Here is a 15,118-nt window from a genome sequence, read left to right as displayed (position 1 = left end):
TATTATGGTAAATCTATTAGTTGAAGAGAAAAAATGAAAGCTGCACTCTTAACATTTTAGCAACCAGAATTATCACCAATGACCAGCATATAAGCCCCACCATTAACTGATGGTGCTTATTCATATGTTTCATCGCACCTCTTCTTCAAACTTCTCCCAATCAACAATTATTTGCTTTTGTTCACTTAGCCACTTTTCCAAAAAAAGCACTTGTCTCTTTAACCGGATCATACCATTTCCCACCGATTTTATATTTTGGAAATCTATCATCAAAGAAAAATGTATCTTGAATTGAATTCCAACTCATAAAAGTTCGTTTTTCAAGCTCTGTTGTATCCCAAAATACGTACTCATTATCTATTTCATCAAGTAATTTCTCTATTTTTTCTCGGCAGATTCTCCGATTTATCTATATTAATAGTAACTAAATTCTTACCATCACTCATCTCACAAACTCCTTACATCTTCATATAAACGGTACATCAAAGTTTTATTACGAACTTGCTCCAATAATGTCCTCTATTTTAATCCAATCCCAATCCTCGCCATAACGAAACTTAATCTGTCTAAGGTGCTGATCTACTCTCATGATTATCCCATGGATGGATCTGTCCTCATATTCCCCAAACAATGTAATTGTGATGAGACTACAATCCTCTAAAGATTGAGCTAATACCTGTGAGATTTCAGCTAATTCTTGGGAATCTAAATAAGGCTTTGATCGCACCCTTCATTTAGCGGATCGTCCAGAATCCTATTTTTATGTTCAGGCATTAACATCCGACTTCCCTCCCAAAGACCATTACCTTCAAGTTTCTTACGCTGTTGTGATTTCATTGTCTTCGTCGACTCCCTTAATAACTCTCAATGCTCGTGGCATGTTACCTCTCTGTATTTACCCCTTACTCTTCAAGCGCTCCATGTGCGCATGTATTACCACTGTAGATGACAACCCTACCTCCCTAGCAAGTTCACGTAGTTGGTTGATAGTGAATTATTTTGATCATCTTAATTAATGATCTGAGCATTTCTTTCTCTTTATCCGTTAATGGCTTCATGCAATTGCTCCTTTATCACTTGGCTGCCAAGCTAATATATTTACCATTAGAAACAATCTTGGTGCTCCTGTATTTAAGCATGTTGCACGAATCTTTCCGTCCTTTATACCTTTAACTTCAATTTTGCGCTGAGTAATTTTGCCAACTTTATCTTAGTAAACAATTTCAACGGTTTACCAATCCGCATATGCACGTTGATAGCCCCCAAAAAATAAGAACGTTTGTGTAACCAAACTAATGTTCTATAATCAAGACATAACACATTCATTATCTGGAATTTAAAGTAAATAAATCTGTGAATCCGAATCATTTTATTACATATATAGGTATTAATGTTTAGACATAATCCTTTATTATGGGTAAACTTCATAAGATATTGGAAAAAATACATAATTTATAAGGGAGAGCTTTGTATGAAAAAGATTAAAATTATTTTGATGTTTTTGCTTATCTTCACTATTATACCGATTACTGGAGTTTCAGCCGAAGAAGGTGGATTACTTAACGGTAAGCCGTTAACTTATGGTTCCCTCGGTTCGATGGGAACCGTTAAAGTTACAGAAGCCACAGACGGCGACCTAAGCACCGTGGCACAAGTAGGACATAGTAGCACACCTGATCGTCGTGTATATTATAAATTTGATACTCCGACAACGATCGATAGTTACAGTTTTTATGGCGATCTGTATGTTGTTCTACAGTACAAAAAATTCGGGTCCAATACTTGGGTCTTTTTTGATGATGGCATTTCTGTTAGCCGAGGTTTAATGTTACAAGGTAGCAAAATTAAAACGCCTAAACCAATTACAGATGTTGAATATATTATGATGGTTTCATATGATGGTAATAACAAGTATGTTAAAGAATTTGATCTGTTTTCATCAGAAGTTACGTCAACGCCGCAACCAACTGCAACAGTTGAACCAACCGCTACTCCAACACCTACAGCAACACCAACGGCTACTCCAGTACCTACAAGTACCCCTAGCCCAACTGTTACACCAACACCAACAGTGACGCCAAAACCTTCAGCAACTCCAGAACAACCAACAGGCGATCGAGCGATTCTTACTATTACACTGGTGAATGGAACAGAAAAAGAATATGACCTGCCGATTGCTGAAGTGAATGCATATTTGAACTGGTACGATGCTCGCGATGCAGGCAGAGGTGCAGGATCATATGCTATTGATAAGCATTCAAACAATAAAGGTCCGTTCAGCAAACGTAAAGACTATGTTGTATTCGATAAGATACTTACCTTTGAAGTTAGTGAGTATATTACAAGCGAATAAATAGAAAAAATCCCCGCCAATCACTTCAGGTTGACGTGGATTTTTTTATTTTCACAAAATTTAAGTATGTTACTGGCAGTACCAATATTCGCTTCCCATATATCAGAACAACCTATAGACACTATCTCGACTGCTCAGCTACGCCTGCAAGGTTAATCCAAGTAGATATTAATCCTCTAAAGAATTGTCTTTAACTCTTCTTTGGAAGTATTACTCCAAATGAATTTCTGCCTTATAACAAAGCGTGAAACTATCATAAAGTATGTACGCATCATACCGAACAAACTATTGCTTAACAAACACGAGCTTTTTCGCAATTGGAATGATTATGTATAAATGGTGAATTTAATATATTTATACCATATATACAAAAAAATGTTTGAACGAAACCCATTTATTGTAATAATCTTATCGAGCTTGTATTGTTATTGGGTTCTCATCTAAGAAGAAAGGAGAAGTATTGTTTTATAAACTTAGTACATAAAATGCTCATTTGATTTATGGAATCCGAAACATTTGATTCGTCGCAGTTCCAACATATATTGAACTAATAAAATCTACAGGAAATTAAGAACTAAAGATATTTTCCTGTCGATAAAAATTATCCAAGGGGTGTATAATGAAAAAACTTTTCTTTCTTACGTTTCTATTAACTTTACTTTTGCCTATAAGTAAGATTCATGCAGAAAGTGTGCCGGAGGACGTATACGATTATCTATCAGGAAAACCATTTGTAATTGCAAATAGCACTATTGAAAATCTTAGTTTTACCGACAATAATAATACCACAGGCACCCAAATGTACAATCATTATACTATTTCCTTTGAGAATCCTATCGATATTTCGGGTTATTCATCTTACTCAGTAGGTGGAATTTATGGGGCAGGTGTTGCAATAATTTTCAATTATGACAATGGAATGAGTAATACTACTGTCGCTGGAGGAAGTGGAGGTTACACAACTTTAAACTTAAAAGGAGTTAAAAAAATAACTCTTGCACGAACTGGTACAGAAGGAAGCCCAGGCTTTTTATATGATTTAAAAGTTTTTGTAAAAAAGACACCAACACCTGTCCTGAATCCTACACTTGATGTGACGATCGAAAAAGAAAAGGTAGGAGTAGGTCAAGAGTTCACAGCAGGAATTACACTTAAAAATGTAAAAGATATTTATGCCGAAGACTTTGAAATAAAGTATGACAATCAACACCTACAGTATCTTGGATTTGAAGAGGTTGCTGGCTATAAAGTATACAACACACCAACCGACTTAAACGGTACTCTACGCTTTATCGTAGCCAGCAAAGGTGAAGACTACGGGATTAATAAAGACACAGTTATTCTGAAGTTGAAGTTCAAGGCGAAAGCCATAGGAACAGCAGTAGTCGATTCCACAAAAGCTAGGATTGCTGATACGGAGCAGGAATATGATCTTGAGAAAGAAAACTGTTTAGAGGACAGCATCATAATTGAAGCAACAGATGTCAACAAATCAGGAGAATTCACCTTGGTTGATCTAGCGATTGACGCCAGATATTTCAAGTATTTGGCGGCGGATGTTGACCCGGTAAAATACAATGCTCAGCAAGCTGGTGATGAGTACGTCAATGACGATGACCTTCTTTATATTGTGGATCAAATATTAAGTAACCCAAACTATTTGCCTAACAGCTAATAAAATAGCCTCCCAACTCTTACCTCCTCTATCCTTAGTAGCCAAGAGCTATAATTGGATGGAGGAGGTTTTGTACGTTTATAACACCTACACTTATGTTATTACAAACTGCTACCGGACCATTCAGTCACAGCGATTACATATATGAACCAAAGATAGATGGGCATCGTCTTATTTATTCTCAAGAGTCCGGAAACTAATTACATCTCCCATTTGCGGACGATGTTGTTTTAGACGGTGAAGTAGCTTGTGTTGATCCTACAACCGGAGTATCAGATTTCGAATCTGTTATGAGTCGTTTTCAAGCGAGACGAGCTGATAAAATAACTCAACTCACTGGGACACTCCCAGCGTATTACGCCATCTTTGATATCTTAATGTACAAAGATCAGGATCTGCATGGATTGCCCCTGATGAGCCATAAGGAGATACTGGCGGGGTTAACTCTACCGTCTGATAGCTTTGGAGTAGCGCCTCACGTTAAAGGTGCTGGAGAGGCATTGTTTGAGCAGATCGAAACTCGCGGTAAGGAAGGCTAGTGGGTAAACGTAAAAATAGCGTATATGAGACTGGCCGCCGTTCTCACGCATGGCAAAAGGCCATCAATTGGACCTATGCTGATGTTTTCATAACCGAATATCGCAAACAAGAATTTGGTTGGCTGGCTGCTGTTCCATCCAGTACATCCAGAAAACTACGTCCAGCTGGGATTATTGAACTCGGCGCTTCACCAATTCATAAACAGGCATTCAGAGTTGTAGCACCGCAACTAATTAAAGGTGAGGATAAGGAGTTAGTTCATTTAGAACCACGGTTAAGAGCAAAGGTGCGAATGAGGAACTGGTCTAAATCCGGCATGCTCCGGAGTCCAGTGTTTACGGAGTTTATCGTATAAGCACTAATAGACCCTTCAGGCATAAGCTTGACAGGTTATTTTATGTTTGTTCTGAATCTAAATCACTACGGGACAAACGTGGCAATTCATAATTTTTAACAACACCTAGCCTCTAAAATTGGTCCCTTTTTTTATTAAAGAAATGGTAAAGGCAGGAGTAGACTCAATTGGTGTACTGGGATCAACTGGAAACTATGCGTATCTTAGTAGAGGGGAGCGTTTGCGTGTCCTTGAGCTTGCTGCTAGTTCTGCTGAAGGGATTCCCGTGATGACAAGCATAAGTGCGATTCGAACTTCAGAAGGACTTCGATTAGCGGAAGATGCACAAAAAGGAACAGGTGACAAGTTCACTCTCCATTCCACTTTGTGTTTATGATAATCCCGGCACTTCACATTTCCATTTCAGTGATGAGCTGCCCAGCAAAATTGCTAGGTCACCTAATGTTTGTTCCATTAAGATTCCCGGCATACCGTCAGAATCTGATAAAGCCAAGTTACGTGTAGAAAAACTCAGAGCTGTTATTCCACTCCATGTTACGTTTGGAATAAGCGGGAATCCATCCGCATATCTAGGCTTGAGGCAGGTTGTGACTTATGGTACTCAGTGCTAGGTGGTTTATTTCCGAGGTTATGTCTAGATATCACAAGAATGACTCAAAGTGGCCATTTAGCAGAAGCACAACACCTTTCAACATTACTAGAACCGATCTGGAAGTTATTCAAGAGCTACGGTAGCCTTCGAGTGATTTCAGCAGCTGCTGAAATCATTGGCTTAATTAAAAGTCCTAGTCTTCCCTTGCCTTTACAACCATTAAACAAATCCGTTAGGAATCACCTGAGTATCATTCTAAAGGAATTAAAGTTTACTGTATAAACTTAATATAATTCATTTGAAAGTATATATCCTGCTCTATAACCCTGGTAAGGATCTTTAGTTTTCATCAATATAACAAATCCCCCGTCAACCTTAAGTGATTGACGGGAGATTTGTTATAGACATGCTTATGCCAAAATCACGCTTAAAACATTACAACATTGTCAATTGTCAACTATTTTGCGTTCATCAACAATGAAGTGGGTATTTTATGAATATAATCATCTTATGCAAGGGGGCTTTAATATGAATCTCGCACTGATTTTTCACGCAATTGAAACAGAATTACAACTACAAATACATTTAGTCAGTGGAGAGACATATGTTGGTTTTTGTCAGGAGAGCGACTCTTCAGGTTACTTCACAATAAGAACTAAGAGTGGTTTATTTTCTTTTCCTTCTTGGGCGATCAAACGGATTAAAGAAGTGTGATATCGTAGGTTATTTAATGCATGCTCTAAATTCAAATCACTCCCAAACAAAATGAGATCCAGCTAGTTTAATAGATCCGGTGTATCCCCCTCTACAATCCCACCATAATCCATAAGATGACCTATTGGATCTTGTTCCAAACGAAACCAATCCAAGTATGAGTATCCATAGAGTTGCTGGATTCCCCACAATAAAGTATGTCTCTCTGTATTGAAAATCTTTATTGTTCATCAGTACAAAAACTCCTTGTTCTCCGAACTATCTATTTCTTCGCAACCAATCGTTTTTCTGCTTTAAAGTCCTTCTTAATTGTAAATACGACACTAAGTAAACACTTCCCGCTTCTGGCACATCTTTATTGTAAGACACTTCTTGCATTGTTGCTGTGGCTCTTGAAGAAGAACGTGGACAAAATTGAGATTAACTCCTGACTGTCCTTGGTGAAGGGGAAGTATCCGATCTTTTTACAACTCCATAACAACTATCCTCCTAATTCTATAATAACTTGGTGTTAAGATGTATAAAGATTCATCATCTTAGATCCCAATGGAGGTAATCCGATTGAACAAGAAAAAGCGGTTCGCTACATTAGTTGTTATCCTGTTTTCAGCTGGTGTGCTTGCAGCCAGTGCTCTGATCGTCCCTAGCCTGATGAATTCCGTAGTTTTCGCCAAGAACAGTTCGTCAATTCAGGGCAGTAACCGGCTGGCTTTGAGCGAAAGCACGATACCCGTGCTAAAGGTGGAGGCGCCGGCGCCGGTATCCACCATACAACAAGACCTGTATCAACAGATGACAGCGGCGCAAATCCAGCAAATCTATAACTTTATAGACAAGGCAGAAGATCCCCATATTTCAGGTCGGGAACAAACCGAATCCGAAATCAACCGCAGACAAGTGTTGGACGATAAGTATGTGTATGACGGCCTCCGCCCCAAGCAGCAGCTGCCGTTAAAGGCTGGACAAGCAGATATGTATCTAGATTTAGAAACCAATACGTACACCTACCCGGAGAGGAGTATGACTGATGAGGAACTGTTACAGCTGATTGACTGGTACTACCGGGTGAATTACTTCGTGTCCAAACGAAATCCGACTGTGCCTCAGCTTCAGCCTCAGAAAATCAGCCAGGTTGAAGCTGAGGCACTGGCCTCTGACAGTGTGCGCAAGCTGTTCGATGCCGACGTGTCCAAGCTAAAAACATCGGGAATGCTGATTGAGCTGGGACTAAACAAACGTCCAACCTGGACAGTTCATTTTGCTCCTTACAAGAATCTTACCCTGCTCGGATCAGGCGAGGTATTCTGGGAATATGATGTGTTGATTAATGCAACAACCGGTGCCGTAGAGGATACGACAGCCATTAATTTGGCACTGAAGAGAACTCCCATCGACGACGACGCAGCCGGCACCATCCAGAAGGATGCCAGTTGGATTAATAAAGCCGTGCAGGTCATCACGGACAAGCAGGGAGAAACAAGAACCATTGTCAAAGCTTATCTAACCGACACCGAGTTTAACAACAAACGCGGAATGGTGGATGTTAAACTGTTGTTGGAAGATGGAAGTAGCTATATCGCGGAGTTCCGCTATCCCGATCAGACCCTTCGTTGCCTAATCTATGAAGCTTCTGACAAAGCCAATTAAGCGGAAACGTTACAGAAATACAGCAGTCGGGGCACCGCCGCCACACTGACTTTTTCAAGACCAGTTATTAATGTAATTGTGAGTATTGCGCGAACATCAGATGGTTCTGGTTCAGGTTGATCTGCCTTCTGAGGGGTAGCTGATGCTTCGTTTGAAACTTAACTTTCCATTATTATTCAATGTAGTAACTACATAAAAATTGGTCTTACCGTTAGAAACTGATATATCTAAAAACCTATCTTATTACCAAGAAGCACAGTAGATGAAATATACAACATTAAAGGTTCTGTCTCTAAGAGCAGTATCTGTCGATATGGTGCAGAGGTTACATTTAAAGATGAGATCGGATATCCATATGAGTATGGTGTCTGTAAAACAACCTTTCTGTGATGCTTTAAAGTAATTAATATTTATAACTGTCAAATCATTTCATATGTAGGTATGACTATTGTGCTAATCTCAGTCGAATGAATAGTACTCAGCAGCCTGATTCTTGTAAATATTAACATTTGATTATAAAATCAAACAAAGGCGGTGTTAACAATGAGATTAATACTATTCATGTTGGCTGGAGTAGGCGCGATTTTCTATCTCTCATTAGGAATCATCATTGTAAAGGTACTCCTTACAAGAAAATTACCAAATAATAATTACACTCCATTTGACTACATCACGGCCCAATCTCCTGTTGAGTTTCACGATGAGAAAAAAGAGATAGAAGAAAATGCGGACCATGGTGATGATAAGGATAAAAACATCATTTCGTTATCAAAACGACGACCTTCTCTTCCCTGATGCGCAATAGGCTGCTACTTCTTCATAACCTTTGGAGAGATACTCCTACTCCTTTAATGATCTGTATCTTCGTACTGTGACATAAAAAAACTCTTACGTTATAATAGTGTTGAATTAAATATTGAAGGGACTGAACTATGCGCAGATATCGATATCTTAACCCCAAAACAAATAGATAATGGAGGTAATATATTGATTACAGAAATACAAACCAAAAGACTAAAATTAAGAAAAATGAAATTATCTGACTCTGCTAGTTTGTTTAACATTTGGTCTGATCCTGAGGTTACAAAGTTTATGAATATCAATAGTTTCACTGATGAAAGCCAAGCAGTAGAAATGATTAAAATTCTTAATAACCTGTCTTTGGAAAGCAAAGCTATTCGTTATTCCATAATCGAGTTAGAATCAAATCGCATAATTGGTTCCTGCGGTTATAATTCTATAGATTCTTCAAACGCTAAAGCAGAGATTGGATACGATATTAGTAAAGATTATTGGGGCAAGGGATATGCTCCTGAGGCCATTCAATCTCTGATGAATTATGCGTTCAACACTTTAAATTTCAACAGGATAGAAGCAAAAGTCGAACCCGAAAACAATAATTCCATAAGAGTTTTGCAAAAGTTAAACTATACATTCGAAGGAACAATGAGAAAGTGCGAAAAGTCCAAAGGAAAGTTTATTGATTTATGCATTTTCTCAAAATTAGTAACAGAGTAACTTTTAATGGATGGGCCTACATTTTTATGGTGTAGGCTTTTTATTTAGTTCACGTTGCTCAACTAAATGCGTATTGTGTATTAAGTAGAGCAACTGTTGTCACATCTTCCAAACGTAGAGGGCTAGACAGACTTTTCTAGCCTCTTTTTTTGAAACCAGTAAATTAACACCTCTTTACCGAAAAGATAGCCAGATAAACTCTTGGCACAGCCGATTCCGGATCGAGCCTAACCGCCTTCTGCCGGCAGCTCTGGGCTTTTGTATACAGATTTTCAAATTAGGTATTTATTGATAATATCTATTCCTTAAGGAGGTGGACGCACTGTTAATGATCTTTGATAAGTTATTTAATATTTCCAAGGTTGCGGCATATGCAACAATTGCGATGTACACATTCTTCCAGTTTGTACTCACAAAACATAATACGGTAAATGATTTAATCAATAGCAACCTTTTAATTTATGTCGTAGCTGCTGCTATTCTTGAGGCATTACATAATCTATATGACTTTTTATGTGGTCATCTAGAGCGGTAATTCCACTACTACCATACCTCACCAGCCCAGCGTTCCCTTTCCGTTACTTCAAAGCCTCGACGAAAATAACCCGGAAAACGGAAGCGCGAACGCTTGGGTCACGTGCTCTCCCTTACTGGCAAAATATTCGCTAGACAGTAGATTTACCCCGATCGCCTCACTTCCCTTAATAAACCTAGCCATACGCAGTATGAGTCAGTGCCATCAGGCCAATGCTTTCCCAAGCACACATCATGACGCAATAATGGATAGATTTACTCTATTGGTCCCTATTAATCATCTATTTTTTATATGGAGCACTTAATTGACCATCTATTGATTGCATTGTATAATACAGGTATATTATGTAAAATAAAGGCAGGTGAGGCCGTTGGATGGAAATATCGATTTAGATTTAGATATAAATCTTCTAGATCTTGATCCAGCCGTAAAAGTTCTTAAAATGATATATTCTTTTGAAAGCTGGCCCAATCTTCTAAAACTAGCAGATACTTTTTACAACCGAATAACTCAAATTTATAATAATTACACACACAATAATGAACTGGAACTAAAACACCAACGACCTTTAATTTATTATTATGGATACAGCTTGCTTATGCTGGGACTAGCCCACAAAGAAATCGAAAATTATGATAAAGCTCGAACTTACATTAAAGCTTATAGCGATTTGAGTTGGTTCAAGGGATTAGATGCTGAAGGATTAAATGAGGTAGCCTATTATAAGTACATATCAGAACCAAATCTTTTAGAAGTAGAAGTGCTTTCTGGAAATATTCAATTCATAGATCGTTATGTTTCTTTCCTTTTATCCAACTCTAAAGAAGTTCTACCGGGACTGATAACTTTGTTAAAGACAGCTACTAATTTCAATTTAAACATTGAATCTCATTTAGAACTTTTCTCTAATAGTATTTCAAAATTTGAGGATACCCCTGCGGATGAAATTATAATAAATTCCTACCAAGAAACTTTTTTTATTAATATGATCAGATATAAAACGAAAATTCAAGATTATAATACAGCTATCAAATATAGCATGAAATTATTAGATTCTGCAGAGGTCACAAACTCTGATAAAATCTTTAAACAAGCAGTAGTATACTTCGAATCATTACGTTCATGTGCTAATGCTACTCAGATTAAAGATTTTGAAGAGAAAATAATAAATTTCAAAGAAAGGGTTGAGTCTCTATGAAAAAATTTGCCGTCTCTTTATTGTTGGTCCTCACTATCGTCAGCATTGCGCCAGCACTGCCAAGTACCTCACCAGTGGTCTTATTCCACGGAGCAGAACATTAATATCAGAGAAGTACAGCGCAGGTTAGGAGATTGCTCCTAACCTGTTTTTTATGAAGTGAATTATGTAGTTATTGCAATAACATCCCCCATCTTGAACCAATCCCACTCCTCCTCAGACCAGCGGAGTTTAATTCCCTGTTGTTTATCCAGTTTCATCACGATACCTCGTTTTAATATATTCTCCATGGGATCAAACAGAGTGAGTGTAATCGGGCTGTGCTCTTCCATCGAACGATATAACAATATTTCAAAACGCTCTATCTCCTGTAGATCTAAAGTGGGTTTTTCACGACGTTCCTGCTCATTATTGTCATCTAAAATCCGGTTTTTATGTTCGGGCAATATCATTCTGCTACACTCCCATACGTTCTCTAATTTTTTCATCATGAAGCTGCCTCCTAATAATCCGTCCAGTAGTTCGTTTTACTACCATCTATCCCCCACTGGAGCTCTTGTGGCTCTGGCTTTCTCTTTTTAAACCTAGGGTCAATCCTTTCCCAGCCTTCAATAATTCGGGCGCTCTCTGGTGGAGTGTGTGGGGTCCATTCTATATATTTTTCGTTAACTAATTCCCTAAGCCCACTAATGATCTTATCTGGTGTCCGTCCACTCTTGATCTCTAACTCCTGTAAAGTTGGCATATGAGCATGATGCACAGCAGAGTGTCGCATGATCATTAGTAGCTTTCGGGCGGTGTCACTAAGCATAACGCTTTTTTTGCACAGGCTGCCAAGCAAGAATATTAGCCTCCAGAAATACGCGTGGAGCTCCGGTTGATAAGCAAGTTGCGCGAATATATCCTCCACGAATCCCTTTCACTTCAATTTTACGTTGAGATATCTTACCTGATTTATCTTGGTACACTATTTCAATGGTTTGACCCATACTTATTTGCATAATTACTCACCTTCCAAGGATAAGAACGTTTGTTTGTATTATAACCAAACGTACGTTCGTTAATCAATGTAAAAATATCCCGCCAGGCATGAATTATTACATACAAAGTCATCGCCCAAGTTTATAATTTGTTCTATAAGCATTTATTGCATTTCCGCAAACAAACTAAGGAGTATGAGTGTTTTTTATATGTTATAGGGGGAAACGAATATTAGGACCGATGACTGAGGCTGAAGCTATGCGTGAATGGTTTACACTCTCCGGTACAGTGAAGGAGATTTATATTATTGAGGTAGATGAGAACGATAAGGTAAGACGCCAGATCGGACCCACAAAGAAGAAAAAGAAATAAGTATAAAGTAGAAAACGTAAAAACACCCCGCCGACCCATTAAGGTTGACGAGGTTGTTTTAATTTTCAAAAAGGAAACTGAGTAAGCGAGACTATTAACAATACAATCCCAACAATCGAGGATAGCACAGCCATTTTATCTTTCGTTTTCAAATACAATGCCGCTCCATTAAATATTAAAGCTCCGCACATCCCCAGCATAGTCCAAGACACTATCACTTGATCCTGGCCGCACGCTAATCTAATATATTGGTTCTGCCATAAATTATAATTCATAGATTACTATTCCTATATCTGGTAGAATTAAATAGCAATTATTAGCAGATTTAGGGGGATATAAAATTGAACAAAAAAGCTTTTTTATGTATCGTGGCAACTATTGTAATCCTTTCAGGATGTGGCAGTTCCACAACAAATTCAGAGGAAAAGAATACAGCGTCTACAGGAGTTACATCGTCCGAAGCAACTGCCAGCCCTTCAGAGCCCACTCCTGAGCCAAATAAGAAACTTACAGCTTCCGAGAAACTGGCTCTCAACTATGTGGAGATTTTCCTCAATGGTTCAGATATCGAAGCGAAAAAGAAATTCGTATCCGAAAATATACTTCCAGATGTACAACCCATTTTCCAAATGGCTGAATCTACTGAGACACCCGAGAATAATAAACTTAAGAACCCTACAGTAATTGAAACAGCTGATTATACGGACAAAGATGGCGGAAAAGATAAACTCGTGCTTATCCAAGGTGAGAAGTCTTCCTCCAATAGCGAACTTATCATTTTTATTAAGGATGACAAAGTTGGTTGGGGGTATTCGTCTAATGACAAGGATAAGGATGCATTTAGCGAAGTGAGGAAACTCTTTAAGGAACCTGTAATTAATGCTTCAGATTCAGGTAATGCAGGTACAACTGAACAGTCTCCTGAAGAGACACTTAAAGAAATCAGTAATTTTGTCGTTTCAGATATTTGGAATGATGGATTTGTTGATATCAGCTGGTATGCAGGTTCAGGAACTGGCTCTACGGGTGAAACAATAGATATAGATTTTACAATCGAGCAATTAGGAAAAGCTATGATTCAAAAAATGGAATACGATAGTTATATCAGCAACCTTGATGCAAAATATGATTCAGTTAAAAGCATCTGGACTAAGCTCACGGGTGAGATGGATCGTATGTACAAACAAATCCAAGATACGCCTCCTATTGCAAATGATGCAACCACCAAAATAGATACAGGAATATTCACCCAGTACTTGGAAGCCTTTACTGAGGAGGTTGACAAATTACCTAATACTTAGATTGAAAAATAAAGTCCCTGCTGGCCGCCTCGGTTAGCAGGGATTTTGTTCGGCTTTAATGGCTTGCCGCTCAAAATAGTAATCCACCAGAACATAAATGAAACCAGCAATACCGAAAAAAACAACAGCTGTACTACTATTCAAATGGTATTCCCGTATAAAGCGTTCATCGTACAACTCGTAAAAGAAACCATATCCCGCAATACCACTCAATAAGAATATCATTATGCGGCTTATTAAAGGATTAGCTATCTTTCGAATAACCCATGATAAAGGAAGCAGTATAACCGGGTAAAGAAGAACTGAAAAAAGGAACATCAGAAAAATAAAAGCAAACCCAATGTTTTGAAAACCGTAATATTCTGTTGTACTTATTTTATTTCCTTCCCAAAGCTCCAATCCAAAGGCTGCCAGGGTGAATAAAACCGTCGAAACAAACCATAACATTATAGGCTTAACTGCACGCAAAATAATCCCACCATTTTTATGCTTTTTATACTTACAGCCGATTTTTTAAAATTATCATTTCGCACTTGGTTTAGATGGATTACCTTTTTACCTTGCTGAATAATTCTTGCATGTAATCTTCCGTCATGTATTCTCTAAACTCTTTATCTAATAAGTATATTTCATCTTGATTTATCCATTGGTAGTTAAAAATAGTCCCACAGTCTTCACCTTCTCCTTCTCCAGTGAAGCTCCACTTTTCAGGTAATCTCGTTTCTGGAATTAGAAGGTAGTCATGTCTTTCGACATTCGCATCTATAAAATCCTTATAATAATATTGTGTGCCTATTTTCTTTACTAATTTAAATTGTTTAAGTCCACTTTCTTCTTGAATTTCCCTGAATAACGCTTTTTCTTCTGTTTCCCCGGCATCGACATTTCCACCTACTAATCTAAAGGGTACTTCAGGTACATTAAGATAAACTAATAAGGTCTTTTCTCCAACTTCATTGTCTTGCAAAATAAATCCGTATACCTTTTTTCTAATCGATTTTCCTACCTTCATCGTGACACCTCATATCTTCAACATCTCTTCTGGGACTAAGTGGCTTTTCTAATATTGTTTTTTGATCTTTTGCTTCATCCTTATTTACCTGTATCGTAATTATTTTTTTCTTTTTATGAGCCGGAATCATATGAAAAAATATTGAAATAGGATTATGAATCACAATTTTTTTCAAGGAATCACACATAATATTTGTTTCACCGATTACTACACTATCATCTAGTACTTCAAGTTTATGCTTTTTTTTTTGACTTTTTATCGAAATAAATAGAAAAGGAAAAACTGGCAGTTTGTGTCCAACATACTTACGCCTCTATTCATCACC

The 15,118-nt window shown here is 37.9% G+C and carries 19 protein-coding genes and 2 pseudogenes; 11 read left to right on the top strand and 10 right to left on the bottom strand.

Annotation, left to right across the window (positions count from 1 at the left end):
• Positions 1–181: 181 nt before the first annotated feature.
• From MHH60_RS08795 to MHH60_RS33245, 4 genes are all read right to left on the bottom strand, one after another.
• Positions 182–307 carry a hypothetical protein gene (locus MHH60_RS08795; protein ID WP_256715149.1) on the bottom strand — a complete coding sequence of 42 codons (126 nt, stop codon included), beginning with the start codon at positions 305–307 and terminating at the stop codon, positions 182–184.
• A gap of 186 nt (positions 308–493) precedes the next feature.
• Positions 494–727, bottom strand: a complete 234-nt coding sequence (locus MHH60_RS33250; RefSeq protein ID WP_081389033.1) for a YolD-like family protein — start codon at positions 725–727, stop codon at positions 494–496.
• A complete protein-coding gene (locus tag MHH60_RS08790; protein WP_256715148.1) occupies positions 706–837 on the bottom strand; it encodes a hypothetical protein in 132 nt (43 codons plus the stop codon). Before MHH60_RS08790 ends, MHH60_RS33250 begins: the two co-directional genes overlap by 22 nt.
• 58 nt (positions 838–895) lie before the next feature.
• On the bottom strand, positions 896–988 hold the full coding sequence (locus tag MHH60_RS33245) for a LexA family protein (protein WP_143766729.1): 93 nt from the start codon (positions 986–988) through the stop codon (positions 896–898).
• Between the two features lie 483 nt (positions 989–1,471).
• Here MHH60_RS33245 and MHH60_RS08785 point away from each other — a divergent pair, with 483 nt between their 5' ends.
• The 9 genes and pseudogenes from MHH60_RS08785 (at position 1,472) to MHH60_RS08740 (ending at position 11,127) form a co-directional block, all read left to right on the top strand.
• The gene (locus MHH60_RS08785; protein WP_076136088.1) at positions 1,472–2,353 is read left to right on the top strand and encodes a hypothetical protein; all 882 of its coding nucleotides are present in this window, start codon (positions 1,472–1,474) and stop codon (positions 2,351–2,353) included.
• A 619-nt stretch (positions 2,354–2,972) separates the two neighbouring features.
• Positions 2,973–4,028: a cohesin domain-containing protein gene (locus MHH60_RS08780; protein ID WP_076136087.1), complete on the top strand. Its 1,056-nt coding sequence runs from the start codon at positions 2,973–2,975 to the stop codon at positions 4,026–4,028.
• 95 nt (positions 4,029–4,123) lie between these two features.
• Positions 4,124–4,923 (top strand): annotated as a pseudogene (locus tag MHH60_RS33240) (ATP-dependent DNA ligase).
• Positions 4,924–5,056: 133 nt separating this feature from the next.
• Positions 5,057–5,797, top strand: a pseudogene (locus MHH60_RS33235) (dihydrodipicolinate synthase family protein); the annotation flags it as partial.
• 246 nt (positions 5,798–6,043) lie between these two features.
• Positions 6,044–6,229: a hypothetical protein gene (locus tag MHH60_RS08760; RefSeq protein WP_076136081.1), complete on the top strand. Its 186-nt coding sequence runs from the start codon at positions 6,044–6,046 to the stop codon at positions 6,227–6,229.
• 561 nt (positions 6,230–6,790) lie between these two features.
• Positions 6,791–7,876, top strand: a complete 1,086-nt coding sequence (locus MHH60_RS08755; RefSeq protein ID WP_081389032.1) for a hypothetical protein — start codon at positions 6,791–6,793, stop codon at positions 7,874–7,876.
• 543 nt (positions 7,877–8,419) lie between these two features.
• The gene (locus MHH60_RS08750; RefSeq protein WP_076136078.1) at positions 8,420–8,671 is read left to right on the top strand and encodes a DUF3951 domain-containing protein; all 252 of its coding nucleotides are present in this window, start codon (positions 8,420–8,422) and stop codon (positions 8,669–8,671) included.
• A gap of 192 nt (positions 8,672–8,863) precedes the next feature.
• On the top strand, positions 8,864–9,394 hold the full coding sequence (locus MHH60_RS08745; protein ID WP_076136077.1) for a GNAT family N-acetyltransferase: 531 nt from the start codon (positions 8,864–8,866) through the stop codon (positions 9,392–9,394).
• 905 nt (positions 9,395–10,299) lie between these two features.
• Positions 10,300–11,127, top strand: coding sequence for a hypothetical protein (locus tag MHH60_RS08740; protein WP_076136074.1), 828 nt, complete (start codon positions 10,300–10,302; stop codon positions 11,125–11,127).
• Between the two features lie 164 nt (positions 11,128–11,291).
• Here MHH60_RS08740 and MHH60_RS08735 read toward each other — a convergent pair whose 3' ends face one another.
• Genes MHH60_RS08735 through MHH60_RS08725 form a run of 3 tightly spaced genes read right to left on the bottom strand, consistent with a single transcriptional unit; the run spans position 11,292 to position 12,128 of the window.
• Positions 11,292–11,618, bottom strand: a complete 327-nt coding sequence (locus tag MHH60_RS08735) for a YolD-like family protein (protein ID WP_076136072.1) — start codon at positions 11,616–11,618, stop codon at positions 11,292–11,294.
• Positions 11,619–11,629: 11 nt separating this feature from the next.
• Entirely contained in the window at positions 11,630–11,908 is a 279-nt protein-coding gene (locus MHH60_RS08730) for a hypothetical protein (RefSeq protein WP_147614431.1), read from the bottom strand.
• A gap of 22 nt (positions 11,909–11,930) precedes the next feature.
• Positions 11,931–12,128: a hypothetical protein gene (locus MHH60_RS08725; RefSeq protein WP_370511158.1), complete on the bottom strand. Its 198-nt coding sequence runs from the start codon at positions 12,126–12,128 to the stop codon at positions 11,931–11,933.
• A gap of 220 nt (positions 12,129–12,348) precedes the next feature.
• On the opposite strand from MHH60_RS08725, the gene MHH60_RS08720 reads away from it, so the two are divergent.
• Positions 12,349–12,480 (top strand): hypothetical protein, encoded by a 132-nt coding sequence (locus MHH60_RS08720; protein WP_256715146.1) that lies wholly within the window; start codon positions 12,349–12,351, stop codon positions 12,478–12,480.
• A gap of 341 nt (positions 12,481–12,821) precedes the next feature.
• Positions 12,822–13,781, top strand: a complete 960-nt coding sequence (locus tag MHH60_RS08715) for a hypothetical protein (RefSeq protein ID WP_081389031.1) — start codon at positions 12,822–12,824, stop codon at positions 13,779–13,781.
• A gap of 33 nt (positions 13,782–13,814) precedes the next feature.
• On the opposite strand, the gene MHH60_RS08710 is transcribed toward MHH60_RS08715, so the two are convergent.
• The 3 genes from MHH60_RS08710 to MHH60_RS08700 all read right to left on the bottom strand — a co-directional run bounded on the left by MHH60_RS08710 (position 13,815) and on the right by MHH60_RS08700 (position 14,968).
• A complete protein-coding gene (locus tag MHH60_RS08710) occupies positions 13,815–14,249 on the bottom strand; it encodes a hypothetical protein (RefSeq protein WP_256715145.1) in 435 nt (144 codons plus the stop codon).
• Positions 14,250–14,328: 79 nt separating this feature from the next.
• On the bottom strand, positions 14,329–14,793 hold the full coding sequence (locus tag MHH60_RS08705) for an NUDIX domain-containing protein (protein WP_076136066.1): 465 nt from the start codon (positions 14,791–14,793) through the stop codon (positions 14,329–14,331).
• The gene (locus MHH60_RS08700; RefSeq protein ID WP_143766724.1) at positions 14,771–14,968 is read right to left on the bottom strand and encodes a hypothetical protein; all 198 of its coding nucleotides are present in this window, start codon (positions 14,966–14,968) and stop codon (positions 14,771–14,773) included. Before MHH60_RS08700 ends, MHH60_RS08705 begins: the two co-directional genes overlap by 23 nt.
• Between the last annotated feature and the right edge of the window lie 150 nt (positions 14,969–15,118).

The organism is Paenibacillus sp. FSL H7-0716, from assembly GCF_038002705.1.
Taxonomy (GTDB): Bacteria; Bacillota; Bacilli; order Paenibacillales; family Paenibacillaceae; genus Paenibacillus_AQ; species Paenibacillus_AQ odorifer.
The sequence above is the reverse complement of the archived record's forward strand: the minus strand, read 5'-3'. Positions and strand labels throughout refer to the sequence as shown.

What these genes read in the sequence shown, in the direction of transcription:
- MHH60_RS08795 (WP_256715149.1), bottom strand. Translation starts at nt 307, where the DNA reads ATGAGTTGGAATTCAATTCAAGATACATTTTTCTTTGATGATAGATTT.
- MHH60_RS08790 (WP_256715148.1), bottom strand. Translation starts at nt 837, where the DNA reads ATGAAATCACAACAGCGTAAGAAACTTGAAGGTAATGGTCTTTGGGAG.
- MHH60_RS08785 (WP_076136088.1), top strand. Translation starts at nt 1,472, where the DNA reads ATGAAAAAGATTAAAATTATTTTGATGTTTTTGCTTATCTTCACTATT.
- MHH60_RS08780 (WP_076136087.1), top strand. Translation starts at nt 2,973, where the DNA reads ATGAAAAAACTTTTCTTTCTTACGTTTCTATTAACTTTACTTTTGCCT.
- MHH60_RS08760 (WP_076136081.1), top strand. Translation starts at nt 6,044, where the DNA reads ATGAATCTCGCACTGATTTTTCACGCAATTGAAACAGAATTACAACTA.
- MHH60_RS08750 (WP_076136078.1), top strand. Translation starts at nt 8,420, where the DNA reads ATGAGATTAATACTATTCATGTTGGCTGGAGTAGGCGCGATTTTCTAT.
- MHH60_RS08735 (WP_076136072.1), bottom strand. Translation starts at nt 11,618, where the DNA reads ATGATGAAAAAATTAGAGAACGTATGGGAGTGTAGCAGAATGATATTG.
- MHH60_RS08730 (WP_147614431.1), bottom strand. Translation starts at nt 11,908, where the DNA reads ATGATCATGCGACACTCTGCTGTGCATCATGCTCATATGCCAACTTTA.
- MHH60_RS08725 (WP_370511158.1), bottom strand. Translation starts at nt 12,128, where the DNA reads ATGCAAATAAGTATGGGTCAAACCATTGAAATAGTGTACCAAGATAAA.
- MHH60_RS08720 (WP_256715146.1), top strand. Translation starts at nt 12,349, where the DNA reads ATGACTGAGGCTGAAGCTATGCGTGAATGGTTTACACTCTCCGGTACA.
- MHH60_RS08705 (WP_076136066.1), bottom strand. Translation starts at nt 14,793, where the DNA reads ATGAAGGTAGGAAAATCGATTAGAAAAAAGGTATACGGATTTATTTTG.